The sequence below is a fragment of the Stenotrophomonas sp. genome, assembly GCF_059505245.1.
On sequence record NZ_JCACKF010000042.1, the window covers coordinates 206,294 to 231,304 of the forward strand.

At 67.6% G+C, this 25,011-nt stretch carries 23 protein-coding genes; 10 read left to right on the plus strand and 13 right to left on the minus strand.

The window, feature by feature from the left end; genetic code table 11:
* Nucleotides 1-164: 164 nt before the first annotated feature.
* The 3 genes from AC5JLE_RS16670 to AC5JLE_RS16680 all read right to left on the minus strand — a co-directional run bounded on the left by AC5JLE_RS16670 (nt 165) and on the right by AC5JLE_RS16680 (nt 3,386).
* A complete protein-coding gene (locus AC5JLE_RS16670; protein WP_014647787.1) occupies nt 165-1,361 on the minus strand; it encodes an argininosuccinate synthase in 1,197 nt (398 codons plus the stop codon).
* Nucleotides 1,362-1,480: 119 nt separating this feature from the next.
* Nucleotides 1,481-2,491, minus strand: a complete 1,011-nt coding sequence (locus AC5JLE_RS16675; protein ID WP_014647788.1) for an N-acetylornithine carbamoyltransferase — start codon at nt 2,489-2,491, stop codon at nt 1,481-1,483.
* A 331-nt stretch (nt 2,492-2,822) separates the two neighbouring features.
* A complete protein-coding gene (locus AC5JLE_RS16680) occupies nt 2,823-3,386 on the minus strand; it encodes a glycine zipper 2TM domain-containing protein (protein WP_014647790.1) in 564 nt (187 codons plus the stop codon).
* Between the two features lie 188 nt (nt 3,387-3,574).
* Between AC5JLE_RS16680 and cysS the strand changes: the two genes are divergently transcribed.
* Genes cysS through AC5JLE_RS16695 form a run of 3 tightly spaced genes read left to right on the plus strand, consistent with a single transcriptional unit; the run spans nt 3,575 to nt 6,702 of the window.
* Nucleotides 3,575-4,951, plus strand: coding sequence for a cysteine--tRNA ligase (cysS, locus tag AC5JLE_RS16685; RefSeq protein WP_014647791.1), 1,377 nt, complete (start codon nt 3,575-3,577; stop codon nt 4,949-4,951).
* 54 nt (nt 4,952-5,005) lie between these two features.
* Nucleotides 5,006-5,458 (plus strand): SufE family protein, encoded by a 453-nt coding sequence (locus AC5JLE_RS16690; RefSeq protein ID WP_014647792.1) that lies wholly within the window; start codon nt 5,006-5,008, stop codon nt 5,456-5,458.
* Entirely contained in the window at nt 5,455-6,702 is a 1,248-nt protein-coding gene (locus tag AC5JLE_RS16695) for an MFS transporter (protein WP_197562141.1), read from the plus strand. Before AC5JLE_RS16690 ends, AC5JLE_RS16695 begins: the two co-directional genes overlap by 4 nt.
* Before the next feature lie 520 nt (nt 6,703-7,222).
* On the opposite strand, the gene dksA is transcribed toward AC5JLE_RS16695, so the two are convergent.
* Nucleotides 7,223-8,449, minus strand: coding sequence for an RNA polymerase-binding protein DksA (dksA, locus tag AC5JLE_RS16700; protein WP_075076325.1), 1,227 nt, complete (start codon nt 8,447-8,449; stop codon nt 7,223-7,225).
* Nucleotides 8,450-8,720: 271 nt separating this feature from the next.
* On the opposite strand from dksA, the gene yidD reads away from it, so the two are divergent.
* From yidD to AC5JLE_RS16715, 3 genes are read left to right on the plus strand one after another with little or no spacing between them, the layout of a single operon-like run.
* Nucleotides 8,721-8,975 (plus strand): membrane protein insertion efficiency factor YidD, encoded by a 255-nt coding sequence (gene yidD, locus AC5JLE_RS16705; protein WP_014037867.1) that lies wholly within the window; start codon nt 8,721-8,723, stop codon nt 8,973-8,975.
* A gap of 1 nt (nt 8,976) precedes the next feature.
* Entirely contained in the window at nt 8,977-10,323 is a 1,347-nt protein-coding gene (locus AC5JLE_RS16710) for a dihydroorotase (RefSeq protein ID WP_032956131.1), read from the plus strand.
* Nucleotides 10,323-11,168: a M23 family metallopeptidase gene (locus AC5JLE_RS16715; protein WP_032956132.1), complete on the plus strand. Its 846-nt coding sequence runs from the start codon at nt 10,323-10,325 to the stop codon at nt 11,166-11,168. The genes AC5JLE_RS16710 and AC5JLE_RS16715 overlap by 1 nt, the downstream gene beginning before the upstream one ends.
* Before the next feature lie 89 nt (nt 11,169-11,257).
* Here the strand turns inward: AC5JLE_RS16715 and AC5JLE_RS16720 are convergent, their stop codons facing one another.
* The 5 genes from AC5JLE_RS16720 to efp form a co-directional block, all read right to left on the minus strand.
* Complete coding sequence (locus AC5JLE_RS16720) at nt 11,258-11,962, minus strand: squalene/phytoene synthase family protein (protein WP_049406312.1); 705 nt, start codon at nt 11,960-11,962, stop codon at nt 11,258-11,260.
* A gap of 11 nt (nt 11,963-11,973) precedes the next feature.
* Nucleotides 11,974-12,669, minus strand: a complete 696-nt coding sequence (locus tag AC5JLE_RS16725; RefSeq protein ID WP_014647799.1) for a phosphoglycolate phosphatase — start codon at nt 12,667-12,669, stop codon at nt 11,974-11,976.
* The gene (gene ubiG / locus AC5JLE_RS16730; RefSeq protein WP_014647800.1) at nt 12,666-13,382 is read right to left on the minus strand and encodes a bifunctional 2-polyprenyl-6-hydroxyphenol methylase/3-demethylubiquinol 3-O-methyltransferase UbiG; all 717 of its coding nucleotides are present in this window, start codon (nt 13,380-13,382) and stop codon (nt 12,666-12,668) included. Before ubiG ends, AC5JLE_RS16725 begins: the two co-directional genes overlap by 4 nt.
* Before the next feature lie 26 nt (nt 13,383-13,408).
* The gene (locus AC5JLE_RS16735) at nt 13,409-14,752 is read right to left on the minus strand and encodes a TRZ/ATZ family hydrolase (RefSeq protein WP_496065494.1); all 1,344 of its coding nucleotides are present in this window, start codon (nt 14,750-14,752) and stop codon (nt 13,409-13,411) included.
* 201 nt (nt 14,753-14,953) lie between these two features.
* Nucleotides 14,954-15,520: an elongation factor P gene (gene efp, locus AC5JLE_RS16740; RefSeq protein WP_005410381.1), complete on the minus strand. Its 567-nt coding sequence runs from the start codon at nt 15,518-15,520 to the stop codon at nt 14,954-14,956.
* A gap of 96 nt (nt 15,521-15,616) precedes the next feature.
* Here efp and epmB point away from each other — a divergent pair, with 96 nt between their 5' ends.
* Complete coding sequence (gene epmB, locus AC5JLE_RS16745; RefSeq protein ID WP_087948696.1) at nt 15,617-16,657, plus strand: EF-P beta-lysylation protein EpmB; 1,041 nt, start codon at nt 15,617-15,619, stop codon at nt 16,655-16,657.
* A gap of 67 nt (nt 16,658-16,724) precedes the next feature.
* Here the strand turns inward: epmB and AC5JLE_RS16750 are convergent, their stop codons facing one another.
* The 3 genes from AC5JLE_RS16750 to AC5JLE_RS16760 all read right to left on the minus strand — a co-directional run bounded on the left by AC5JLE_RS16750 (nt 16,725) and on the right by AC5JLE_RS16760 (nt 20,597).
* On the minus strand, nt 16,725-18,851 hold the full coding sequence (locus tag AC5JLE_RS16750) for a putative bifunctional diguanylate cyclase/phosphodiesterase (protein ID WP_014647803.1): 2,127 nt from the start codon (nt 18,849-18,851) through the stop codon (nt 16,725-16,727).
* Nucleotides 18,848-19,723 carry a phosphate/phosphite/phosphonate ABC transporter substrate-binding protein gene (locus tag AC5JLE_RS16755; RefSeq protein ID WP_227864238.1) on the minus strand — a complete coding sequence of 292 codons (876 nt, stop codon included), beginning with the start codon at nt 19,721-19,723 and terminating at the stop codon, nt 18,848-18,850. Before AC5JLE_RS16755 ends, AC5JLE_RS16750 begins: the two co-directional genes overlap by 4 nt.
* Nucleotides 19,724-19,826: 103 nt before the next feature.
* Nucleotides 19,827-20,597, minus strand: coding sequence for an RNA methyltransferase (locus AC5JLE_RS16760; RefSeq protein WP_032956141.1), 771 nt, complete (start codon nt 20,595-20,597; stop codon nt 19,827-19,829).
* Nucleotides 20,598-20,717: 120 nt separating this feature from the next.
* Here AC5JLE_RS16760 and AC5JLE_RS16765 point away from each other — a divergent pair, with 120 nt between their 5' ends.
* Nucleotides 20,718-21,545 carry an inositol monophosphatase family protein gene (locus AC5JLE_RS16765; protein ID WP_005417749.1) on the plus strand — a complete coding sequence of 276 codons (828 nt, stop codon included), beginning with the start codon at nt 20,718-20,720 and terminating at the stop codon, nt 21,543-21,545.
* A gap of 671 nt (nt 21,546-22,216) precedes the next feature.
* Here AC5JLE_RS16765 and htpX read toward each other — a convergent pair.
* Complete coding sequence (gene htpX, locus AC5JLE_RS16770; protein ID WP_014647806.1) at nt 22,217-23,083, minus strand: protease HtpX; 867 nt, start codon at nt 23,081-23,083, stop codon at nt 22,217-22,219.
* A gap of 93 nt (nt 23,084-23,176) precedes the next feature.
* On the opposite strand from htpX, the gene gluQRS reads away from it, so the two are divergent.
* Nucleotides 23,177-24,097 (plus strand): tRNA glutamyl-Q(34) synthetase GluQRS, encoded by a 921-nt coding sequence (gluQRS, locus tag AC5JLE_RS16775; protein ID WP_241884346.1) that lies wholly within the window; start codon nt 23,177-23,179, stop codon nt 24,095-24,097.
* A 17-nt stretch (nt 24,098-24,114) separates the two neighbouring features.
* Nucleotides 24,115-24,855, plus strand: coding sequence for a beta-ketoacyl-ACP reductase (locus AC5JLE_RS16780; RefSeq protein ID WP_014647808.1), 741 nt, complete (start codon nt 24,115-24,117; stop codon nt 24,853-24,855).
* Nucleotides 24,856-25,011: the final 156 nt, after the last annotated feature.

A 25,011-nucleotide genomic window follows, 5' to 3' on the forward strand; every position in this document is an offset into this window, starting at 1 on the left:
TGTTTTCACTTTTTTTTTTTATTTGGGTTTTGTTTCATACGGTTTTGGGCGGGCCGGGGGCGGCCTCCTTTTGTACCCTGCGGTCCCGCATGCCGGCCCGCGGCCGGCACTACCCTCCATCGACGTTGCGAGGCGCCGGCCAGCGGCCGGCACCCCGTCACAGGTCAACCGCGATTGACCTGCGCATAGACAGTGGAGCTCATCCCGAACAGCTTGATGAAGCCTTCAGCCTCCTCCACGCCCCAGTCGGCCGACTGCGCGTAGGTGGCGCCCTTGGTGTTGAGCAGGTGCGGCGACTTCACGGCCACCGCATCGACGCGGCCACCACGGGTTTCCAGCACCACTTCGCCGTTGACCTTGGCCTGCGAGGACTTCAGGAAGGCTTCGATGTCGGTCTTCAGCGGGTCGTGGTAGAAGCCTTCATACACCAGCTCCACCCACTTGCGCGCCACGTCCGGCTTGAAGCGGTTCTGCTGCTTGGTCAGCACCGCATCTTCCAGCGCACGGTGTGCGGCCAGCAGCGAAACCAGGCCCGGGGCCTCGAACACGATGCGGCCCTTCAGGCCGATCACGGTGTCGCCGGTGTAGACGCCGCGGCCCACGCCGTACGGGGCGAACAGCTTGTTGAGCTGGGCCAGGATCTGGTCGCCCGGCAGCGCCTTGCCGTCCAGTTCGACGGCTTCGCCTTCAACGAACTTCAGGGTCACGGTCAGGGCCTGCTCCGGCCACTCGCTGCGCGGTGCGCACCAGCCACGCGCACCCTCGCCCGGGGCTTCCCACCGGTCGATCTCGCCGCCGGACATGGTCAGGCCCAGCAGGTTCTCGTTGATGGTGTAGGCCTGCTGCTTGGCGCGCACGCCGAAGCCACGCTCTTCCAGGTACTTCTGCTCGTAGGCGCGGGTCTGGGTGTGTTCCTTCTGGATCTCGCGGATCGGCGCGATGATCTGGTAGTCGCCCAGCGCCTTCACGGCCAGGTCGAAGCGGACCTGGTCGTTGCCCATGCCGGTGCAACCGTGGGCGATGATGTTGGTGCCCAGCTCGGCAGCACGCTTCAGCGCGGCATCGACGATCAGGTAGCGGTCCGAGACCAGCAGCGGGTACTGGCCCTGGTAGCCTTCGCCGGCCCACACGAACGGCTTGACGAAGCCTTCCCAGATGGCCGGGCCACCGTTGACGGTGAGGTGGCTCGCCACGCCCAGTTCGGCGGCGCGCTTCTCGATGAAGTCACGCTCTTCATCATCGACGCCGCCGGTGTCGGCGAACACGGTGTGCACGTTGTAGCCGCGCTCCTGCAGGTACGGCACGCAGAAGCTGGTATCCAGGCCGCCGGAGAAGGCGAGAACGACGTCTTTGTTGCTCATGGGGGTCAGGTCCACTTGGGGGATGGGAATTCGGTAGAGCCGACCGTTGGTCGGCTGGAATATTGGATGCGCCGCTGCGGGAGCAGCCGACCAACGGTCGGCTCTACCCCTTGTTCGATCTAGCGCCCGGCAACCGCCGCCATGATCGCCTTCTGCACGTGCAGGCGGTTCTCGGCTTCGTTGATGGCGATGCACTGCGGCGAATCCATCACCGCGTCGGTGGCCTTCACGTTGCGGCGCAGCGGCAGGCAGTGGCTGAACACACCATTGTTGGTCAGCGCCATCTTCCGCTCGTCCACGATGAAGTGCTTGAACTGGTCGCGGATCGGCTTCTCCGGTTCCCAGTTGCCGAAGAACGGCAGCGCGCCCCAGCTCTTGGCGTAGACCACGTCGGCGCCGGCGTAGGCGCTGTCGATGTCATGGCTGATCTTCAGCGAGCCGCCGCTCTCGGCCACGTTCTGCTCGGCCCAGCCCATGTAACGCTCGTCGAGGATGTAGTCGGCGGTCGGGCACAGCAGAGTCACGTCCATGCCCATGCGGGTGGCGATGGTCAGCGCCGAATTGGCAACGGCGGTGTTCAGCGGCTTGGGGTGGTAGGTCCAGGTCAGCACGTACTTCTTGCCACGCAGGTCCTGGGTGCCGAAGTGCTCCTGCAGGGCCATGATGTGGGCCAGCTCCTGGCACGGGTGGGTGATGGTCTCCATGTTGATGACCGGCACCGGCGAGTACCTGGCGAAGCTGTTGAGGACGATGTCCTGGCGGTCGTAGGCCCAGTCGATGAACTTGGGGAACGCACGCACGGCGATGATGTCGCAGTAACGACCCAGCACCTTGGCCACTTCAGCGATGTGCTCTTCGGTATCGCCGTCCATCACCGTGCCGAGGTTGAACTCGATCGGCCACGCATCCTTGCCCGGCTGCAGCACCACCGCGTGGGCACCGAGCTGGAACGCGCCCAGTTCGAAGCTGGTGCGGGTGCGCATGGACGGGTTGAAGAACACCAGCGCGATCGACTTGCCCTTGAGCTGGTCGCCGAGCTTGTTGCGCTTGAACAGCGCCGCCTGGGTCAACAGCGCGTCGAGATCGCTGCGGCTCCAGTCCTGGGTGTTCAGGAAGTGCTTTGGGGACATCATCTTTCCTTGCGTGGCGGCGCCGGTTTCGACGCGGTGGAAGGGAAAACAGGAATCAAAGGTGGAGCGGGAAGATTGCAGTTGCAGCTTTCAGAAGATGCATTTTTGAAGCGCGGAAACGAAAAAACCCAGCCGGCGGGCTGGGTTTTTTCGGACGAACAGCAAAAAGCTCCGGTTACCCAGCGAGGATGTGGGGTTCCGGTCGACGCGCACGCGAGGTCATGCCCGACGCCTGTCGGGCTGCGCTGCTGTCGTGCTGGAAGTCGGTGAGCTTCATGGTCAACCATCTTTGCATGCGGCCGAGGCCGGCGCAAGGGCCGGGGTCCCAGAATCAGGGATTGCTGGCCGTGCCCTGCTCCGGGCCGACCCAGGGCGTGATCGACACCCGGATCTTGAGCCGGTTGCCGGGGTCTTCCGGCAGCCGCGAACGGTACTTGGTGCCCTTGTAGACGTAATCCACGTCGTAGGCGATGGGCCGGCGGAATTCACGCCCCACCGGCACGATGCGGCAGTCGCGGGTCAGCATCGGGCCAGTGTTCGCCGGTGCCGGGGCCGGCGTCTCGGCTCCGGGCTCCTCAACGGCCTCTTCGTCGCTGCGCTTGAACATCGAGCGCACCGAGTCCCAGAAGCGGCTGATCCGGCCCTTGTCCTCGACCGGCTCCTCGCCGGTCACGTTCACCGGGGCCAGGGTCCGGGTCGACACTGGCTCGCAGTGCTCCTCGGTGCGGGTCGCGCGCAGGGTCTGGAACACCGGCTCCACGTTCAGCACCTGGGCGTAGTCGAACTTCACGTTCTCAACGATCACCACCCGGTTGCGGGGCTCGGCCTCCTGCGCCAGCACCACGGCGGGCAGCGCCGACAGGCAGGCCAGGGTCAGCAACGCGGTGGATTTCATTGGCGACGGGAGCAAGGACACGGCAATAGTGTAGGCAGTGGCGAGCGCAAGGGGCTGAACATTACCCGTCCACGCCGCTCCTGCCCACCCCACCCCGGGTGGCCCCGGCGTCCACCGGTGGCAACGGGTGCCCCCAAAGGGGGCCGACACGTTCTAAAATCACAGGCTTGTCCCCCAGCCACAGCCCCATGACCCTGCGCCTGCACAACAACCTGACTCGCCAGCTCGAACCGTTCACCCCGCTCGATCCGGCCTGTCCGACCCTGTATGTGTGCGGCCCGACGGTCTACAACTACGTGCACATCGGCAACGCCCGTGGCCCGGTGGTGTTCGGGGTGCTGGCCGACCTGCTGCGGCGCCGTTTCGGTGGCCTGCGCTACGCGCGCAACATCACCGACGTGGACGACAAGATCAACACCGCCGCGCGCGAGCAGGGCGTACCGATCAGCACCATCACCGACAGGTTCGCCGCCGCCTACCGTGAGGACATGGCCGCGCTGGGCGTGGTGCCGCCGGACATCGAGCCGGAGGTGACCGCGCACATTCCGCAGATCATCACCATGATCGAGCAGCTGATCGCCAACGGGCATGCCTACGCTGCCGAAGGCCACGTGCTGTTCGCGGTGGCCAGCTTCGATGGCTACGGCAAGCTCTCGCGCCGCGATCCGGACGAAATGCTGGCCGGCGCCCGTGTCGACGTGGCCCCGTACAAGCGTGATCCGGGTGATTTCGTGCTGTGGAAGCCGTCCAGCGACGACCTGCCCGGCTGGGCGTCGCCCTGGGGCCGTGGCCGCCCGGGCTGGCACATCGAGTGCTCGGCAATGGCCGCCGCCCACCTGGGCGAGACCATCGACATCCATGCCGGCGGCGTCGACCTGCAGTTCCCGCACCACGAGAACGAGCTTGCGCAGAGCGAGTGCGCCCACGGCGGCAAGATCTTCGCCCGCTTCTGGCTGCACAACGGCATGCTCAACTTCGGCGGCGCCAAGATGAGCAAGTCGCTGGGCAACATCGAGCGCGTGCACGACCTGGTGCGCCAGCACCCGCCGGAAGCACTGCGCCTGGCCCTGCTGTCGGCCCACTACCGGCAACCGCTGGACTGGTCCGATGGCCTGATCGAACAGTCGGTGCGCACCCTGGACCGCCTGTACGGCACCTTGCGCGAACTGGCGTCAGTCGAGGCGGTCGTTGCGATCCCGGCCACGGTCGAGGCGACCCTGGATGACGATCTGAACACCCCGCAGGCACTGGCCGAAGTGGCCCGCATCGCCGCCGATGCGCGTCGTGCCACCGATCCGGCCGAGCAGGCGCGCCTGAAGGGTGAACTGCTCGGCGCCGGACTGGCACTGGGCCTGCTGCAGGCCGATCCAGCGCAGTGGTTCGGCACTGCGGCCAGCGACGGCGGCGACGATGCCCGCATCCAGGGCCTGATCGATGAGCGTGCCGCTGCCAAGAAGGCGCGCGACTTCGCCCGTTCCGACGCCATCCGCGACCAGCTGGCCGCCGAAGGCATCGTGCTGGAAGACACCCCGCAGGGCGTGCGCTGGTCGCGCAAGCGCGGCTGACCCGCCCTGCCCCGTGGCCGGTACGCCGGCCACGCCCCCACCGTAGAGACTGTTGTGACCGACTCCCCGTTCCCGCTTGAACCCACCGCCGCCGAGGCACAGGCCGCCATCGCCGAGGAATTCGGCTTCTTCGGCGACTGGTCCGAGCGCTACCAGTACCTGATCGACCTCGGCCGCAAGCTGCCGGCCTTCCCGGAAGAATGGAAGACCGAAGAGCATCGCCTGCTCGGCTGCCAGTCGATGGTCTGGATCGTGCCCGAAGGCAACGCGCAGTCGCTGCGCTTCCATGCCATCAGTGATTCGGCGATTGTCTCCGGCCTGATCTTCCTGGCCCTGCGTGTGTACTCCGGGCGCTCGGCGCAGGAGATCCTGGCCACCGAGCCGAGCTACATCCAGGACATCGGCCTGGCCCGCCACCTCTCGCCGACCCGCAGCAACGGCGTGGCGGCGATGCTGGCCTTCATCCGCGAGACCGCGCAGGCCCAGCTGCAGCGCGACCCGTCGTGAGCGAGCCTGCCACAGCCGAAGACAGCGCGCGGGGCCTGCTGTCCCGGCCCGGTTTCGCCAGGCTGCTGGCGTACCGCATCTTCGCGATGCTGTCCTACCAGGTGGTCGCGGTCACCGTCGGCTGGCACATCTACGAAGTCACCCGCAATCCGTTCTCGCTGGGCCTGATCGGCCTGGCCGAGGTGCTGCCGTTCTTCTGCGTGGCGCCGTTCGCCGGTTACCTGGTGGATCACCTGCCGCGCCGCCGCCTGGGCATGGTCGCCTGTTGCGGACTGATCGCCACCGCACTGGTATTGACCAGCGTGGCCATGGGCTGGCTGCCGATCGACGGCGTGTGGCCGATCTACGCAGCCATTGCGCTGACCGGCATGGTCCGCGCCTTCCTGTCGCCGATCTACAACGCCCTGTTCGCCCGCGTACTGGCCCGTGACCAGTTCGCGCGTGGCGCCGGCCTGGGCGCGGTGGTATTCCAGGCCGGCATGATCGCCGGCCCGGCACTGGGCGGCGTGCTGGTCGGCTTCGGTGGCAAGGGCCTGTCCTACGCGGTGGCCACCGCCTTCGCGCTGGTGGCGATGGCCTGTCTGGCCACGCTGAAAGTGGAGGAGCCGGTGCACACCGGCCCTGCCGCGCCGATCTTCAAGAGCATCGCCGAAGGCGCGCGCTTCGTGGTCGGCAACCGGATCATGGTCGGCGCGATGGCGCTGGACATGTTCTCGGTGCTGCTGGGCGGCGTGGTGGCGATGCTGCCGGCGTTCCTGCACGAAATCCTGCACCACGGCCCGGAAGGCCTGGGCATCCTGCGCGCGATGCCGGCGCTGGGCTCGGTGTGCGTGGGCCTGTGGCTGGCCCGCCACCCGCTGCACCGCAATGCCGGCCGCGTGCTGCTGTTCGCGGTGGCCGGCTTCGGCCTGTGCGTGATCAGCTTCGGGCTGTCGCAGCACTTCTGGCTGTCGGCGCTGATCCTGCTGTTCTACGGCGCCTTCGATGGCGTCTCGGTGGTGATCCGCTCGACCATCCTGCAACTGGCCACGCCGGAAGAAATGCGCGGTCGCGTATCGTCGATCAACGGCATCTTCATCAGTTCGTCCAACGAGCTGGGCGCGTTCTATGCCGGCACGATGGCGAAGCTGCTCGGCCTGGTACCGGCCGTGGTGCTGGGCGGGTTCGCGGTGCTGAGCGTTGCCGGGATCACCGCGTGGAAGAACCCGACGCTGCGGAAGTTGAATCTTCGCGACCTGCAGTGACGCTGCTAACAGCGGATTCGGCGGCGCCGGGCGTTTGGCTGGGGCCGTTGCTCTCCCTCGATGATCGGGCTTGTCACTTTCTTTTCGCGAAAAGAAAGTAACCAAAGAAGCGCTCCGCCATCCGCGAGCCGGCGCTGCGCGCCGGTGCCCTGTGCTCCTCGGTGAATCAGGGGACGGCGCGGAGAGCCAGCCGACCAGCAGTCGGCTCTACAGGATAGAGCCGCCTCTTCGCGCCTGATTCCCCTGCGGTGCTCGGCTCGCTACAAGGCGGACTCAACAGCCGCGAGCGCACGCATGACCGTTCCTGATAGAGCCAAGCCATGCTTGGCTGCCTTTGCTTTTGCTTTTGCTCTTCCTTGCCCTCCGGCTTCGGCCTGAGCCGAGCGTGGGCTCGGCTCTACATCGGCCCCACCCGCAGGCTCCACCCGATACCCGGAAGGCGCTCTACACAGCCAACTCGAACCCAACAAAAAACCCGGCCGAAGCCGGGTTTTCTGCATGACCAGACAACGATCAGGAATCAGTCGCCCTGCTGCTTCTGCAGATGCTCCCAACGCTCCTGGGCATCGATGGTGCGCTCGGCGGTCAGGCGCGCCTCCAGGCGCTCCAGGCCGATTTCTTCGCCGGTGTCGACGCAGTAACCGTAGTCGCCCGCTTCCAGGCGCTTCAGGGTGCTGTCGATCTTGCCGATCAGCTTGCGGTAGCGGTCGCGGGTACGCAGTTCCAGCGAGTTCTCGGTTTCGCGGGTCGCGCGCTCGGCTTCGTCGCCGATGTCACGCACTTCCTCGCGCAGGTTCTCGATGGTCTGCTTGGACTCTTCCACCAGGTCCGCGCGCCAGTTCTGCAGGCGCTGGCGGAAATACTCCTGCTGCAGCGGGCTCATGTATTCCTCTTCCGAGGACGGCTTGTAGCCAGCCGGCAGGATCGGGCGGCCGGTGGCCTCGTCGGTCTTGTATTCGACCACCTTGTACTTGCTGCGCGGGGCCGGTGCTGCCGAGCGGGCGGCGACGGCCACGGCAACCTTGCCGACAGGGCGCGACACGGTCTTCGGGGCGGAATCGGATTTCACGGCGGTTTTGGCAGGCGATTTCGAAACGGGCACGGGATTCTTGGATTGCGGGGCCTTCGAAGCGGCAGGAGCGGCGGCCGGGGCCGGCTTGGAGGCCGGTTGGGCTGCTGCCACTGCCACGGTCTTGGCCGGGACAGGCTTGGCCGGAGCCGGCTTGGCAGCAGGCTTCGGTGCGGACTTCACTACTGGGGCCGGGGCCGGCTTTACGGCCGGTGCGGCAACATTCTTGGCAACCTTCTTTGCAGCGGCAGGCGTGGCGACCGGCTTGGCCGCAGCGACCTTCTTTGCCGCCGGCTTGGCGACCGGCTTGGCTGCAGCCTTCTTCACCACCGCCTTCGGCGCCGGCTTGGCTGCTGCCTTCTTGACCACCGGCTTGGCGACGGTCTTCTTCACCGGCGCAGCCTTGCTGACGGCCTTTTTCACCGGCGCCTTCTTGCTGGCAGCGGCTGGCTTGGCCTTGGCGGGCGCAGCGGCCTTCTTCGCCACCGGCTTGGTTGCCTTGACCGGCGTTTTCTTTGCGGTGGCCTTCCTGGCCGCCGGTTGCGAGGACGCTGCCTTGGTCGCCGGCTTGCTCGCCGGCTTCTTGGCAACGGGCTTTGCCGCCAACTTCTTCACAACAGGCTTGGCGGTTTTCTTGGCGGCCGTTGCGGCCTTCTTTGCAGTTTTTTTAGCAGCCACGAAACGCTCTTCCTTGGATTCCCCGGGGCCCGGGAAAGCGGGCCTTTATAGCCTACCCGACCCGCAGCAGCAACCTCGGCACCCTGCTCCATTCAGTCCTGGAGCCAAGGCGCCCAATGGGCAGTCCGACGAACACGGACCGCCTTGCGCGGTACGGAACCTGGCCAGCACCCGACGGTGCTGGTACCGGTCGCAGGCCATCGGCGACATGCGACCAACGGCCCATCCTGCACAAATGCGGCCTTCATGCCAACTGGCATAAGATGACTGGGTGATCTCGCGCCTGCTCATCGCCCTGCTGCGCTTCTACAAGCGCTTCATCAGCCCCTTGCTGGGGCCCCGCTGCCGTTTCGTGCCGAGCTGTTCTGAATACGCGATGGACGCGATCTCGCGGCACGGCCCGCTGCGCGGCAGCTGGCTGGCTGCGCGCAGGCTGGGCCGCTGCCACCCGTTCCATCCCGGCGGCTTCGACCCCGTGCCCGAGTCCCCCAACGCCCCCTCTTGCCGTTGCACAGGAAAACATTGACATGTCCTCCACCCTCATCACCAATGCCCGCATGGTCAACGAAGGCCGCACCTTCGACGGCGACCTGCGCATCGAGAACGGCCGCATCGCGCAGATCGGCAACGGGCTGGCGCCGCGCGACGGCGAGCAGGTGGTGGACGCGGCCGGGCGCTGGCTGCTCCCGGGCATGATCGATGACCAGGTGCACTTCCGCGAACCGGGCCTGACCCACAAGGGCGACATCGCCAGCGAATCGGCGGCGGCCGTGGCCGGTGGCCTGACCAGCTTCATGGACATGCCCAACACCAACCCGCCGACGCTGGATTCGACCATCCTGGAAGCCAAGTACGAGCTCGCGCGCGGCCGCGCCTGGGCCAACTACGGCTTCTACCACGGCGCCAGCAATGACAACCTGGACGCCATCCGTGCGCTGGACCCGAAGAAGGCGCCGGGCGTGAAGGTGTTCATGGGTGCTTCGACCGGCAACATGCTGGTCGACAACCCCGAAACGCTGGACGCGATCTTCCGCGAATGCCCGACCCCGATCATCACGCACTGCGAAGACACGCCGATGATCGATGCCAACCTGAAGGCCTTCCAGGAAAAGTACGGCGATGCGCTGACCCCGGACATGCACCCGGACATCCGCTCGCGCGAAGCCTGCATCAAGTCGACCCGCCTGGCGATGTCGCTGGCGCGCAAACACGGCACCCGCCTGCACGTGCTGCACATCTCCACCGCCGATGAACTGGCGCTGTTCGAGAAGGGCCCGCTGATCCGCGCCGATGGCAGCCGCAAGCAGATCACCGCTGAAACCTGCGTGCACTTCCTGCACTTCGCGCGTCCGGACTATGCGACCAAGGGCAACCTGATCAAGTGCAACCCGGCCATCAAGGAAGTGTCCGACCGCGAGGCGATCACCGCTGCGCTGGCCGACGACGTGCTGGACGTGCTGGCTACCGACCACGCGCCGCACACCTGGGAAGAGAAGCAGAAGCCCTACGCGCAGGCCCCCTCCGGCCTGCCACTGGTGCAGTACGCGCTGGTGGCCGCGCTGGAGCGCGTGCACGAAGGCAAGCTGACCCGCGAGCAGGTGGTGCAGAAGTTCGCCCACGCCCCGGCGCAGCTGTTCGACGTGGAAGAACGTGGCTTCCTGCGCGAAGGCTACTTCGCCGATCTGGTCCTGGTCGAAGACGTGCCGTTCACGGTCAAGCGCGAGGACGTGCTGTCCAAGTGCGGCTGGTCGCCGTTTGAGGGCACCACCTTCCGTTCGCGCGTCGCCTCCACCTGGGTCAACGGCCAGCTGGTGTGGGACGGCAGCAACCTGGTGGGCGAACCCGCCGGCCAGCGCATGACCTACAACCGCTGATGCGCTCGGCACTTCTGATCGGGGCGCTGCTGGCCGCGCCCCTGTTTTCCGTACCCGCGGCGCAGGCGCAGGATGGCATTGGCAGCCTGATCGACAGCCGCGTGGTGTTCCCGGCCAGTGCGTCGCAGGGCGCACTGGTGATCGGCAAGGTTCCCGCCGGCAGCCGCGTGCAGTACGCCGGTCGCCAGCTGCGGGTGAGCGGCTACGGCAGCGTGGTGTTCGGCATCGGCCGTGACGAGAAGGGCCCGCTGCGCGTGCAGGTGCAGCGCCCCGATGGTGGCAGCGAGACCGCGACCATTGCGGTGACGCCGCGCGACTGGCCCACAGAGCGGGTCAATGGCGTGCCGCCGAAGACGGTCAACCCGCCGCCGGCGATTGCCGAGCGGATCAAGCGCGAACAGGCGCAGGTGACCGCCGCACGCGCCCGCGATGACGACCGCACCGACTTCACCCAGACCTTCATCTGGCCGGTGCAGGGCCGCATCAGCGGCCGCTTCGGCAATGCCCGCGTGTACAACGGCCAGCCCGGCGCCGGTCATTCCGGCATGGACATCGCGGTGCCGACCGGCACGCCGGTGAAAGCACCGGCCGCCGGCATCGTCACCTTCGCCGGCCCGGACCTGTACCTGACCGGCGGCACGTTGCTGCTCGACCACGGCTTCGGGGTCAGCTCCAACTTCCTGCACCTCTCGCGCATCGACGTAAAGGTCGGCGACCGGGTTGAACAGGGCCAGGTGATCGCTGCTGTCGGCGCCACCGGCCGTGCCACCGGCCCGCACCTGCACTGGGGCATGAACTGGTTCGAGACCCGTATCGACCCGCTGCTGGTGCTGGAGCGCAAGTAACGGTAGTGCCGGCCGCTGGCCGGCAACCGCATCCACTTCCGCGCCCTGCTGGATGCCGGCCAGCGGCCGGCACAACCAGGTACGGTGGATCAACCGCGCGCGGCCCACCACACGCGCAGCAGGGTGCGCACCGGGGTGGCCTCGATCGGCTTGCCTGCGGCCTGTGCCGCCACCCGCGCACGCGCCAGGCTGGACCACACACGGCGCGGGCGCGGGCCGGGCACGCGGGTGCCCCACCCCTTCAACAGATGCTGCGCCCAGCGCTGTGCGGCATTGCTGGCGTCCTCGTCCAGCAGGCTGCGCGGCACACCCGCCACGCCAGCGTCCTGCAGGCGCTGCGCCAAGGTCTGCAGCTGCACCGCACGACCGGCGCCGGTGCGCGGCTTGTCAGCGAACAAGGCCGCCTCCACCGCGGCTACGGCCTCGGCGTAGTTCGCCAGCGCGCGCTCGGCGCCAGCCGCATCCAGCGCGACCGTGCGCGCTTCAACCAGATCCGGGAGTGCCTCGGCCAACTGGGCCCACGGTGCACGCATCGGCTCCAGCAGCCTGCCCAGCGGATGGCGCGAGCGATGTCCCGCCCAGCTGCGCAGCTCCTCGCCCCACCACGCCAGCTTGGCGTCGGCCGGCAGCGGATCGCCGCTGGTGTTGAGCATGTCGTCGAACTCCTGCAGCAGCGCGAACCACGCCACTGCAAGCTCGCGTTGCGATTCGGCCACGAACGGGGCGGCCACCGACCATTCCGGCCAACGGCTGCGCCACTTGTCGAGGAAACTGTCCAGCGCGGTACTGCTCACTACACCATTCCTTACGGCTGGGCCGGGGCTGCCGGCCGGGTCGGCCAGAGACTGGCCAGTTGCAGAAGTTCAGCGTTCTCGACCAGCACGTCGGCCTGCCAGGCCAGCGGATCGTCGCTGTGCAGGCGGTAGCCCCACAGGGCTGCCACCGACGGCATGGCCGCGGCCCGCGCGGCGATGATGTCGCGCTCGTCGTCACCCACGTACACGCAGTCTTCGGCAGCAACGCCAATGGCCTGCGCAGCGTGCAGCAGCGGCAGCGGGTGAGGTTTGCGCTCGGCCAGGCTGTCACCGCCGACCAGCACTGCACAGCGCTGCTGCCAGCCGTGCTGCGGCAGGATCAGCCGCGCCAGGTACTCGGGCTTGTTGGTGACGATGCCCCACACGGTGCCGGCGTCATCCAGCGCGGCAAGCATGCCGGCCACGCCATCGAACAGCACCGCGTGCTGGCCGATCAGCGCTTCGTAGCGCTGCAGGAATTCCGGAATCAGTGCATCTCGCGCAGCGGCATCCAGGTCCGGGAAAGCGGCCCCGACCATCGCGCGCGAGCCCTTGGAGACCACCGGGCGCAGCACCGCCGGATCGATCGGCGCACGACCACGCTCGGCCAGCATCGCGTTGCAGGTGGCGACGAAGTCCGGCGCGCTGTCCAGCAGGGTGCCGTCCAGGTCGAACAGCACCGCACGCGGGAAGCGGGCGGCGGTCATGCCGGCTTGACCGCGTAGGCCAGGTAGTTGATGTCGGTGCGGCTGCTCAGGCGGGCATGGTTGCGCCACGGCTCGTAGGCCATGCCGCTGACATCCACCAGCTGCAGGTCGGCCTCGCGCAGCCAGCGCGCCAGCTCGGCCGGCTTGATGAATTCCTGGTAGTGGTGCGTGCCCTTGGGCAGCAGGCGCGCCACGTACTCGGCGCCGACGATCGCCACCGCGAACGCGGCGGCGGTGCGGTTGATGGTCGACAGGAACAGGTGGCCGCCCGGCTTCAGCAGGCGCTTGCAGGCCTCGATGATCGCGCCCGGGTCCGGCACGTGCTCCAGCATTTCCATGCAGGTGACCACGTCGAAGCTGCCCGGCTGCTCGGCGGCCAGATCCTCGGCCGCCTGCACCCGGTAATCGACCTGGGCGCCGCTTTCCAGCGCATGCAGGCGCGCGACCTTGACCAGCTCCGGGGCCAGGTCGATGGCGGTGACGTCAGCACCGGCCTGGGCCAGCGCTTCGCTCAACAGGCCGCCACCGCAGCCGATGTCGAGCACGCGGGCGCCGCGCAGCGGCACGCGGTCAGCCACGTACTGCAGGCGCACCGGATTCAGCGCATGCAGCGGCTTCTGCGGGCCGTCAGCGTCCCACCAGCGGTTGGCCAGCGCAGCGAACTTGTCCAGCTCGGCCTGATCGAAATTTGAGGAAGCGTGGGGGGCAGTCATGTGGGATGTCCTTGCGGCGCCAGGGTTCAGGCGCGGAAATGGCGGATGCGCTCGCGCCACTGGCGCGCGTTGGCGATGATGCCCGGCAGGTCCATGCCGACCAGCTCGCGCTGCACCAGCTTCGGCTTGCCGGCGATCCAGACATCGCTGACCTGCTGGCGGCCGGTGGCGTACACCAGCTGCGACAGCACGTTGTGCAGCGGCTGTGTTTCCAGCGCGGACAGATCAACGCAGACCAGGTCGGCCTGCTTGCCGACTTCGATCGAGCCGATGCGGTCGCCGAAGCCCAGCGCGCGTGCGCCACCCAGCGTGGACGCGCGCAGCGTGGTTGCCGCGTCCAGTGCAGTGGCGTCGTCGGCCACGGCCTTGGCCAGGATCGCCGCGGTGCGGTTCTCGCTGAACATGTCCAGGTCATTGTTGCTGGCGCAGCCATCGGTACCGATCGCCAGGTTCACGCCTGCGCGCTGCAGGGCGCAGGCCGGGCAGAAACCGGAGGCCAGCTTCAGGTTCGATTCCGGGCAATGCACCACGCTGACGCCACGTTCGGCGCACAGGTGGATTTCCGCATCAGTCAGCTGGGTCATGTGCACCGCGATCAGGCGGTCGTTGACCAGGCCGAGCCGATCCAGCCGCGCCAGCGGGCGCTGGCCGTGCAGCCTGATCGAATCGTTGATTTCCTGCGCGGTCTCGTGGGTGTGCAGGTGCACCTGCATGTCGAGCTGGTCGGACAGCATCCGCACCCGCTCGAAGTTGGCATCATTGACCGTGTAAGGCGCATGCGGCGCGAACGCGGTGCCGATCAGCGGATCGGTGCGCCACTGGTCGTGCAGTTCACCGGCCTTGGCGAAGTACTCGTCGTCGGTCTTGGCCCAGGCGGTGGGGAAATCGATGATGACCGCGCCCACCAGCGCGCGGAAACCGTGTTTCTTGTAGACCGCGGCCTGCACGTCGCCGAAGAAGTAGTTCTCGTTGGCGCAGGTGGTGCCGCCGCGCAGCATCTCGGCGATGGCCAGGGTGGTACCGTCGGCAACGAATTCGGGGCCGATCACCGCCGCTTCCACCGGCCAGATGTGCTGCTGCAGCCAGGTCATCAGCGGCAGGTCGTCGGCAACGCCGCGCAGCAGGGTCATCGGGTTGTGCGTGTGCGCGTTGACCAGGCCCGGCATCAGCGCAGCCTCGGGTCGGCTCACCACCTGGGTGGCGCGGAAGCGTGCGCGCGCCTCGGCACGCGGCAGGATGGCCACGATCTCGCTGCCACGCACGGCAACGGCATGGTCTTCCAGCACCACCGCATGCGGCTCGATCGGAACGACGTAACCGGCTTCGATGAGCAGGTCGCAGGCTTCGGGGAGGTGCGGGCTATCGCTCATGCGGGCTCACTGGCTGGGGGGCGGCGAGATACTTCTGGGGGACACGCCCCTGAGTCAGGGGCTGCCGCGAAGCGGCGGGGTCTGGAGACCCGTGAAGCGGGGGCCCATGATCTGCCGAAGCAGATCATGGGAGCGCCAGCGCGAATGCGATGGCGCGTATCCGGCCAGCGGCCGTCACTACCGTAATCCGGCTGCGCCGGATTACTTGACGCGTGCGGAGTATTCGCCCGAACGGGTGTCGACGCGGATCACTTCGTCCTGGTTCACGAACAGCGGCACGCGGACCACGGCGCCGGTTTCCAGGGTGGCCGGCTTGCCGCCGCCGCCCGAGGTGTCGCCACGGACGCCCGGATCGGTTTCGGTGATCTTCAGCTCGACGAAGTTCGGCGGCTGCACGAAGATCGGCTCACCGTTCCACAGGGTGACCACGCAGGACTCCTCGCCCTTCAGCCACTTCTCGGCGCCGCCCATGCCGGCCTTGGTGGCCTGGACCTGCTCGAAGGATTCCGGGTCCATGAAGTGCCAGTACTCGCCGTCGCTGTACATGAAGTTCATGTCGGTATCGACGACGTCGGCTGCATCCAGCGAGTCGGTCGACTTCATGGTCACTTCCTGGGTACGGCCGTCCTTGATCAGGCGGTACTTCACGCGGGTGAAGGCCTGGCCCTTGCCCGGCTTGACGTATTCGGTGTCGATGATGACGGCCGGTTGGTTGTTGACCAGGATCTTCATCCCGTTCTTGACGTCGTTCATGCCGTAGCTGGCCATGCGTAAACTCCTGAGTGGCAAAAACGCCGCGGGTGCGGCGAGCCGTTAGAATGGAAAGCCCACCGGGTGCCGGTGGGCGACTGTTTTTCTGCCCCCATGATAACCGCAGGCCCCCTCTCCATGCAGCTTTCCGCCTTCCCCCGGCCCCAGTCGCCAGGCGCGCCCGCGCGCTGGCAGCAGCTCTGGCGCCAGGCGCTGCGCGACCCGCACGCCCTGCTGGCCCGGCTGCAGCTGGACCCGGCCGCGCTGGGTGTCTCGGAGGCGGCCATTGCCCAGTTCGCACTGCGCGTGCCGGAGGGCTTCGTGGCGCGCATGCGCGTGGGCGACGCGGCCGACCCGCTGCTGCGCCAGGTGCTGCCCGTCGACGAGGAAATGCGCCCGGCACCCGGGTTCAGTTTCGATGCGGTGGGTGATGGTGCCGCCAGGAAGGCCACCGGCGTCATCCAGAAGTACCGTGGACGCGCCCTGCTGGTCGCCACCGGCAGTTGCGCGATCAACTGCCGCTACTGCTTCCGCCGCCACTTCGACTATGCCGCGGAAAACGCCGCCAAGGGCGGCTGGCAGGAGGCCGTAGCGGCCATCGCGGCCGACCCGGACATCGACGAGGTCATCCTGTCCGGCGGCGACCCGCTGTCACTGGCCACGCACAAGCTGGCCGAGCTGACCGATGCGCTGCGCGCGATCCCGCACATCCGCCGCCTGCGCATCCACACCCGGCTGCCGATCGTGCTGCCGGAGCGCGTGGACGAGGAGCTGCTGGCCTGGCTGGGCAGCCTGCCGTGGCCGCTGGCGATCGTGGTCCACGCCAACCATGCCAATGAGTTCGACGCCAGCGTGGACGCTGCGATGAGCCGCCTGCGCGGCGTCGGCGCCCAGCTGCTGAACCAGGCCGTCCTGCTGCGCGGGGTCAACGACAGCGTGCAGGCCCTGCAGGACCTGAGCGAGCGCAGCTTCGCCGCCGGCGTGCTGCCCTATTACCTGCACCAGCTGGACCGGGTCGAGGGCGTGGCCCACTTCGAAGTGGACGACAGCCAGGCCAAGGCGCTGATTGCCGGCCTGACCGCACGCCTGTCCGGCTACCTGATTCCCAAGCTGGTGCGCGAACTGCCCGGCGACCCGAGCAAGCGCCCGCTGTAATTCCGCAGGGGGTCAGATCCCTTTTTCCTGCGGAAAAGGGATCTGACCCCGACACAACAACCGTCGGTCAGAGACCCGATTCGATCATCCGCACCACTTCGGTGGCGGTCACCGGGTGGCTCAGCCAGTAGCCCTGGCCAAGATCGCAGCCGCGCTGCACCAGCAGTTCGAACTGCGCCTGCTGCTCGATGCCTTCGGCCACCACCGTGATGCCCAGCGCGTGGGCCATGGCGATGATGGCCGTGGTCAGTGCCAGATCGTCGGGATCGCGCTGCATGTCGGCCACGAAACTCTTGTCGATCTTCACGCCGTCCACCGGCACCTGGCGCAGGTGGCTGAGACCGGAGAAGCCCGTTCCGAAATCATCCAGCCAGACCTTCACGCCAGTGCGGTGCAGCTTGTCCAGCAGCTGCGCGGCAACCATCTCGTCGCCGATCACTGCGGTTTCGGTCAGCTCCAGGTGCAGGCGCGAGGCCGGTAGCCCGGACTCATGCAGGCACTGTGCAACCAGCGCCGGCAGCTCGCCGCCGCGCAGCTGCCGCGGTGATACGTTCACCGACACGAACAGATCGTCGCCGCCCGCACCCCGTGGCCACTGCGAGGCTTCCATGCAGGCCGCACGCAGCACCTTCGGGCCGATGATCTCGATCAGCCCGCTCTGCTCGGCCACTTCGATGAACACCGACGGCGGAATCGTACCCAGGGTCGGATGCTGCCAGCGCAGCAGCACTTCGACGCCGACCATGCGCCGGTCGCGCATGCGGAAGATCGGCTGGTAGGCCAGGCGCAGCTCGCCGCGCTCCCAGGCCCCGCGCAGCTCCTGCTCCATGTGCACGCGGCGCTCGACCGCATGGTCCATCGCCCGGCTGTAATGGCGGTAGCAGTTCTTGCCGGCCATCTTCGCCTGGTACATGGCGATGTCGCCGTTCTTCAGCAGCGTGGTCGCATCGGCGGCATCGTCCGGGAACAGGGTCACGCCGATCGAGGTCCCCAGGAACAGCTCCCTGCCCTGTACCACCAGCGGCTTGCCCAGTTCGCGCACCAGCACCTCGGCCAGCAGCCGGGCGTTCGCGGCCACGTCGCCATCGCCGACCAGGATCACGAACTCGTCGCCGCCGAAGCGGGCCAGCAGCGCCTCATCGCCTCCCGCTTCGGCAACCGCGCGCCCGATGCGCTGTGCGAACTGCAACAGCGCTTCGTCACCGGCCTCGTGGCCGAGGGTATCGTTGACGCGCTTGAAGTCGTCGATATCGGCGAACAGCAGGCCCAGCCGATGATTGGATGCGCGCGCCGCCATCAGGCGATGGTCCAGTGCTTCCCGGAACGCCAGCCGGTTGGTCAACCCGGTCAGCGCATCGGTATAGGCCATGCGCCGCACCTCGCGGTCATGGCGGGCGATGGAATCGCGCATCCGGGCAAAGCCGCGCACCAGCTCGCCGACCTCGTCATTGCGGGTGTTCTCGGCCAGCGGCGCCTGGTAGTCGCCAGCCTCGATGCGGCGTGCCGCAGCGGCCAGGTCCCGGATCGGCGCCACCAGGGTGCGCTGCACGTACAGGATCACCGCCACGCCGATCACCACCAGCAGGCCCAGCATCAGCAGCAGCCAGCCCAGGTGGCGGCTGCCGACCTGCTGCAGGCGCTCGCCGAGCGTGGCATTGGCTGCCTGTTCGCGCTGCTGCACCTCGTCCAGCGCCATGCCGACGCGGACGCCGCCGATGCGCTGGTTGCCGACCATGATCGGCATGGTGTTGTCGAGCACCTTGGGCGATTCCTGCACCACCAGCGCCTGCGCCACCGCGGCCTTGGGAGCGAGCGGGTCGGCCATCGGCTGGCCGAAGCCGGACACCTCGATCGAGCCGTCATGCACCAGCCGGCCACGGTCGTCGAACACCAGCACATAGCGCACGACCGGCTGCCGTGCGGTGCTGCGCACCAGCGCACCGACCTGGTCCAGGTCGCGGTAGTACAACGGGTTGGCCAGCGCGTCGGACAGCTCGCGCGCCATCGCTTCGCCGCGGCTGCGCACGCTGCGGTCGAACAGTTCATGGATGACGCCACCACTGAGGTTGCGCACCTCGCCCTGCATCGCCGCCTGCCGCCCCAGCAACACTGCCAGGATCGCCACCACCACGACCATCGCCCCGCCCATCGCGAGCAGGAACCGGGCCTGCATTCCCGAGCCGAGCCACTTCATTCCACTTCCATCCGCACGCGCGTCAATCCTTGTTTCAATTCATCCAGCCGCTGCTGCGCATGCGCATCGACGCGGTGGAAACCGGAAGTACCGAAAAACCGATGCAACGCCCCCTGCGCCTGCGGGTCACTGGCCGCCTGCAGCAGGACGTCCTGCAGCCGGTCACGCACCCGCGGGTCGAGGTCGGCGCGCACCATCTCCACCGCCCGCGGGTAGGGCCTGGTGCGCAGCAGCTCGCGGAAGTCGCGCCGGAATGCCGCCGGCATCCGTCGCTCGTCGTTCCAGTCCACGCTGCTCACCGCCCCCACGTCAACCACGCCCTTGTGCACGAACGTAGCGATGTTCAACTCGCTGCGCGCGAACACATACCCCACACTGTCCCGGCCCGGCATGTCCCACACGCCGGCCAGGATCTGCGGCGCGAGCCCCTCCTGCAGCAGCGTCATCACCGGCACCAGGTAGGCACTGGTGGACGCCGTGTTCTGCAACGCCAGGCGATGCCCACGCATATCCTGGATGCGCTGGACCGGACTGTCGCGGCGCACGAAGAACACGGTCTGGTACTCACGCACACCATTGCGCTCGGTCAGCAACAACGGCCGCGCGCCACTGCGCTGGCCGAGTGCCACCGCCGTACCCGACGTTTCCGTGACCCAGTCGACCCGCCCCCGCCGCAGATAGCTGGCCATCTGCTGCGGGTCGCGCGCCATCAGGATCCGCCCCTCCTTGATGCCGACGTCATGCATGCGTGCCACCACATAGTCCAGCAACGGCTGCAGCTGCTCGTAATGGGCCTTGGGATCATCGCTGATCCGGCCCAGCACCAGCACCGGGTCCGGTGCTGCATGCACCGTCCCGGCCAGCAGGATCATGACCAGGCTCAGCAGTCCCCTCTGCACTGCCCTTCGCAGACCCGACACAGGCTTCATCCCCCCTGGGTATCCGGACAGACTACCCGAAAAAATGAGAACGTCGTCAGCTGTCCTTGTTGCCCGCTTGTGCCAGTCGCGCCATGCGCTGGGTGTCGGCCAGGATGCCGCGCAACAGGCGCACTTCCTGCTCGCTCGGCTCGCTGCGCAGGAACAGGCGGCGCAGCTTGCGCATCGCTGATTCCGGTGCGCGGCCCTTGTGGAAATCGATCTCGTCCAAGGTGTCGCCGAGCTGGGCGAAGAAGCTCTCCATCTGCTCATGGCTGGCGGCCTGTTCGCGGAAACCCGGCTCGGCGTCGGCGGCCGGCTGCGCGCCCAGCAGCTGCATGCGCGTTTCATAGGCCAGCACCTGCACCGCGGCTGCCAGGTTGAGCGAGCTGAACGCCGGGTCGGATGGAATATGCACCGCCGCATGGCAGAGCTGCAGTTCCTCGTTGGTCAGCCCGGTGCGCTCGCGACCAAACACCAGCGCCACCTCGGCGCCCTCGCCCGCCTTGGCCACCGCACGGGCGGCGGCATCGGCCGGCAGGTACTCCTCCAGCTGGACGCGGCGGGCACGGGCGGTGCAGCCCAGCACCAGTCGGCAATCGGCCACGGCCTCGGCCAGGGTGGCCACCACCGGGGCGTCCCCCAGCACGTCTTCGGCACCGGCCGAGCGGCGGAAAGCCTCCTCGTCCAGCGGTTTTTCGGGGGCGACCAGCACCAGGCGGGCCAGGCCCATGGTCTTCAGGGCACGGGCGGCAGCGCCCATGTTGCCGGGGTGCTGGGTACCGACCAGGACGAATCGGAGGCGGGTGGCGGCGGGAAACTGGGACATGAACAGGGAAAAGGTCGAGCTGGACGATGACCAATGGTAAACTGTGCGGCCGGCCACTGCGCCGGACCCGCTCTTTTCCCCCGCCAGTCCATCTCTTCTGCCTTTCCGGGAGCCCACGCCATGCAGAAACCCGCCGTCACCGTCATGGTCAAGGCCGCCCGCCTCGCCGGCAACGTCCTGTTGCGCAACATCAACAAGCTCGAGGCACTGAACGTGGTGCAGAAGGGCCGGATGGACTACGCCAGCGAAGTGGATGCGGACGCGGAAAAGGTCATCGTCAAGGAACTCAAGCGCGCTTACCCGGACTACGGCATCTTCGGCGAAGAAGGTGGCGTGCAGGGCGAGCGCCGCCAGATGTGGGTCATCGACCCGCTGGACGGCACCAGCAATTACCTGCGCGGCGTGCCGCACTACTGCGTGTCGATCGCTCTGGTCGAGAATGGCGAACCGACCGATGCGGTCATCTTCGACCCGCTGCGCAATGAACTGTTCACCGCAAGCCGTGGCGCTGGCGCTGTGCTGAACGACCGCCGCATCCGCGTGGCCGATCGCAAGGACCTGGAAGGCACGATGATCCACACCGGCTTCGCGCCGCGCGAGCGCAGCCGTGCCAGCGCCCAGCTGAAGGCGGTTGACGCCCTGCTGGTGCACGGCGAGGACATCCGCCGCACCGGCTCGGCCGCACTGGACCTGGCCTACGTGGCCTGCGGCCGCGCCGACGCCTACTTCGAAGCCGGCGTGAAGGCATGGGACATCGCCGCCGGCCTGCTGCTGGTCCGCGAGGCGGGTGGCAAGGTCTGCGACTTCAAGGGCGCGACCCTGGGCCGCATGGACAACCGTGGCCCGGAGACCCACCAGATCGTGGCCGGCAACCTGAAGGTGGCCGAGTCGCTGCAGAAGGTGCTGGTCAACACCGGTTATGCGGCGGAGTTCGACGCGAAGTTCTGAGGTTTCGCGTAATGCGGTTCATGGAGACGGCACCTGCGAGGGTGCCGTTTTCGTTTGTGCGCACGGAGAGTCGTTTCCGCGCCTGCGGGGAGGTGTCACTTTCTTTGCTCGTGCAAAGAAAGTAACCAAAGAAACACGCCGCCGGGGCGCGAGCCGTCGCTGCGCGACGGTTCCCTGTGCTTCTCGGCGAATCAGGGGACGGCGCCGAACTCGCTGCGCTCAGACACCGGCGCCTCTTCGCCCCTGATTCCCCTGCGATGCTCGGCTCGCTCAAGGCGGACTGGAAGATCAAGATCAAGATCAAGAACAACAGCATCCACACGTGGCGTGGATTTACTGGGTGCAGCTGTGGCATTTGACCTTGGGTCCGCCTTGAGCGAGCCGAGCACCGCAGGTCCGGCGAGGGCGAAGAGGTGCGGGTGTCTGAGCGCAGCGAGTTCCCGCACCGTCCCTCGACGGGCCGAGGAGCGCAGGGTACCGATGCGTAGCATCGGCTCGCGCCCTGGCGGCGTGTTTCTTTGGTTACTTTCTTTGCACGAGCAAAGAAAGTGACACCTCCCCGCAGGCGCGGAAACGATCCGCCGGGCACGATCCGGCATCAGCAATGCATCGCGCAAACAAAAACGCCCGGCGCGAAGCCAGGCGTTCCTGCACTACCGTGGAGCGGTGGCTTACGCCGCCGTCGACGCCCGCAGCGCGGCGATGCGCTCTTCCAGCGGCGGGTGGCTCATGAACAGCTTCTTGGCCGTCGAACCGGAAATGCCGAAGGCGGCAATCTGGGTCGGCAGCGTGCTCTGGCCGTGGTTCAGCTGCAGGCGCTCCAGCGCGGCGATCATCTTCTGGCGGCCCGCCAGCGAGGCACCACCCGCATCGGCACGGAACTCGCGGTGGCGCGAGAACCACATCGAGATCATCGTGGCGAACAGGCCGAACACCATCTCCAGCACGAACACGATGATGTAGTAGGCGAAGCCGCGGCCGCCGCCTTCGCGGTTGCCCGACAGCGCGCTGTCGATGATGCCGCCGACCACGCGGGCCAGCACGATCACGAAGGTGTTCAACACGCCCTGCAGCAGTGCCATGGTGATCATGTCACCGTTGGCGACGTGGGCGATCTCGTGGCCCAGCACCGCTTCGGCCTCGTCTTCACTCATGTTGTGCAGCAGGCCGGTGGACACCGCCACCAGCGCGTTGTTGCGGTTGGCACCGGTGGCGAAGGCATTGATCTCCGGGCCGTCATAGACCGCCACCTCGGGCATGCCGATGCCGGCCGCCTTGGCCTGCCGCTCGACGGTGGCCAGCAGCCAGCGCTCGGTCTGGTTGCGCGGCTCGGTGATCACCACCGCACCGGTGGAGCGCTTGGCCATCCACTTGGACAGCAGCAGCGAGATGAAGGAGCCACCGAAGCCGAAGATCGCGGCCATGACCAGCAGGCCACTCATCTGGCTCGGATTGACCCCCAGCAACGACATCACGATGCTGGCGAGGATCAGGACCGCGAAGTTGGTCGCCAGGAACAGGGCAATGCGGGTAAACATGGGAAAATCCGGCTCGGAAGGGGTCGATACCAGTCAATTTGCGGTGTGGTCAGCTTGAATTCAAGCGCCAACCTGACCGACGATTCAGCCAGCATGACCTCCCCCATTTCCTGCGGCCGCTTCGCGCCCTCGCCGACCGGCCTGCTCCACCCCGGATCCCTGCTTGCCGCCTTCGGCAGCTGGCTGCTCGCCCGCCATCACGGCGGCCTGTGGCGGCTGCGCATTGAAGACGTCGATCCGCCGCGCACGGTGCCTGGCGCCGCGGAGGCACAACTGCAGGCGCTGGCCGCCTTCGGCCTCACCCATGAAGGCCCGGTCCTGTGGCAGAGCGCGCGCGGGGAGGCCTACCAGGCCGCGCTCGACGTGCTGCTGGCCAGCGATCTGGCCTTTGTCTGCCACTGCAGCCGCAGCGAACTGGCCGCCAGCGGCGGCATCCACCACCGCTGCGTTGCGCGACAGCCACGACCGGACCCTGCCGTCCGCTTCCGCGTGCCACGCGGCAGCGTCGTGCACTTCGATGATGGCCTGCGCGGCCCGCAGCGACAGGACGTGCATGCCGAGGTTGGCGACTTCGTGCTGCGCCGTGCAGATGGCTGCTGGGCCTACCAGTTGGCCGTGGTGGTCGATGACGCCGCACAGGGCGTGACCGAAGTGGTGCGCGGCGCCGACCTGCTCGATTCCACCGCGCGGCAGATCCTGCTGCAGCAGGCGCTGGGCCTGGCCGTGCCACGCTACTGGCACCTGCCTCTGCTGCTCGATGCACCGGGGCACAAACTGTCCAAGTCGCTGGCGTCGCTGCCGGTGGACAGCACGCGGCCGGTGCCGGTATTGCGCGCGCTCTGGCAGCTGCTGGGCCAGGCGCCTGCCGCACTGGACGGCGCCGATGAGCGGGATGCGCTGCTGGAGGCTGCGCAACGGGCGTTCGACCCGGCGCGGCTGCCGCGGACCGACATCCTGTTGCCGGCCGGCGCACTTTCCGCGCCGATGTTGCAGAATCCCCCTTCCCCCACCTGATACCCGGACAGCACTCCATGACATCTCGCGTCGCACTGGTCACCGGCGGAACCGGCGGCATCGGTACCGCCATCTGCCAACGCCTGGCCGACCAGGGCCACCGGGTCGCCACCAACTACCGCGACGAGGCCAAGGCCCGCGCCTGGCAGCAGGCGATGACCGAGCGCGGCTACCACGTGGCGATCTTCCCGGGCGATGTCTCCGATCCGGACAGCGCCGAAGCACTCGTGCGCGCCGTCGAGGCCGAGCTGGGCCCGGTCGAGATCCTGGTCAACAACGCCGGCATCACCCGTGACACCACCTTCCACCGCATGCGCGCGGACCAGTGGCACGATGTGATCAACACCAATCTCAACTCGGTGTTCAACGTCACCCGGCCGGTCATCGAGGGCATGCGCCGCCGCGGCTGGGGCCGGGTCATCCAGATCAGCTCGATCAACGGCCTGAAGGGCCAGTACGGCCAGGCCAACTACGCTGCGGCCAAGGCCGGCATGCACGGCTTCACCATCTCGCTGGCCCGCGAGAACGCCGGCTTCGGCATCACTGTCAACACCATTTCGCCCGGCTACGTCGCCACCGACATGGTGATGGCGGTTCCGGAGGACGTGCGCGCCAAGATCATCGCCGACATCCCGACCGGACGCCTCGGCAAGCCGGAAGAAATCGCCTATGGCGTGTCCTTCCTGGTGGCCGAGGAAGCCTCGTGGATCACCGGCAGCAACCTGGACATCAACGGCGGCCACCACATGGGCTGGTGAGCCGCGCAGGGGGGCGCCGCGGCATGCACCGGCGGCCCCTGCCGATGGTCATGCTGCGCAGCACGCAAACCCTTGTTGCGCAACATGATCGCCCCTGAAAGCCAAGCCTGGCGGGGGCTGGGGCGGTTGCAACCGCTGCTGCACTGCGCCATGCTG

Excerpts from the sequence above, each read along its gene's own strand:
- AC5JLE_RS16670 (WP_014647787.1), bottom strand. The coding sequence starts at position 1,361 with ATGAGCAACAAAGACGTCGTTCTCGCCTTCTCCGGCGGCCTGGATACC.
- AC5JLE_RS16675 (WP_014647788.1), bottom strand. The coding sequence starts at position 2,491 with ATGTCCCCAAAGCACTTCCTGAACACCCAGGACTGGAGCCGCAGCGAT.
- AC5JLE_RS16680 (WP_014647790.1), bottom strand. The coding sequence starts at position 3,386 with ATGAAATCCACCGCGTTGCTGACCCTGGCCTGCCTGTCGGCGCTGCCC.
- cysS (WP_014647791.1), top strand. The coding sequence starts at position 3,575 with ATGACCCTGCGCCTGCACAACAACCTGACTCGCCAGCTCGAACCGTTC.
- AC5JLE_RS16710 (WP_032956131.1), top strand. The coding sequence starts at position 8,977 with ATGTCCTCCACCCTCATCACCAATGCCCGCATGGTCAACGAAGGCCGC.
- AC5JLE_RS16715 (WP_032956132.1), top strand. The coding sequence starts at position 10,323 with ATGCGCTCGGCACTTCTGATCGGGGCGCTGCTGGCCGCGCCCCTGTTT.
- AC5JLE_RS16725 (WP_014647799.1), bottom strand. The coding sequence starts at position 12,669 with ATGACCGCCGCCCGCTTCCCGCGTGCGGTGCTGTTCGACCTGGACGGC.
- ubiG (WP_014647800.1), bottom strand. The coding sequence starts at position 13,382 with ATGACTGCCCCCCACGCTTCCTCAAATTTCGATCAGGCCGAGCTGGAC.
- AC5JLE_RS16735 (WP_496065494.1), bottom strand. The coding sequence starts at position 14,752 with ATGAGCGATAGCCCGCACCTCCCCGAAGCCTGCGACCTGCTCATCGAA.
- efp (WP_005410381.1), bottom strand. The coding sequence starts at position 15,520 with ATGGCCAGCTACGGCATGAACGACGTCAAGAACGGGATGAAGATCCTG.
- epmB (WP_087948696.1), top strand. The coding sequence starts at position 15,617 with ATGATAACCGCAGGCCCCCTCTCCATGCAGCTTTCCGCCTTCCCCCGG.
- AC5JLE_RS16750 (WP_014647803.1), bottom strand. The coding sequence starts at position 18,851 with ATGAAGTGGCTCGGCTCGGGAATGCAGGCCCGGTTCCTGCTCGCGATG.
- AC5JLE_RS16755 (WP_227864238.1), bottom strand. The coding sequence starts at position 19,723 with ATGATCCTGCTGGCCGGGACGGTGCATGCAGCACCGGACCCGGTGCTG.
- AC5JLE_RS16760 (WP_032956141.1), bottom strand. The coding sequence starts at position 20,597 with ATGTCCCAGTTTCCCGCCGCCACCCGCCTCCGATTCGTCCTGGTCGGT.
- AC5JLE_RS16765 (WP_005417749.1), top strand. The coding sequence starts at position 20,718 with ATGCAGAAACCCGCCGTCACCGTCATGGTCAAGGCCGCCCGCCTCGCC.
- htpX (WP_014647806.1), bottom strand. The coding sequence starts at position 23,083 with ATGTTTACCCGCATTGCCCTGTTCCTGGCGACCAACTTCGCGGTCCTG.
- gluQRS (WP_241884346.1), top strand. The coding sequence starts at position 23,177 with ATGACCTCCCCCATTTCCTGCGGCCGCTTCGCGCCCTCGCCGACCGGC.
- AC5JLE_RS16780 (WP_014647808.1), top strand. The coding sequence starts at position 24,115 with ATGACATCTCGCGTCGCACTGGTCACCGGCGGAACCGGCGGCATCGGT.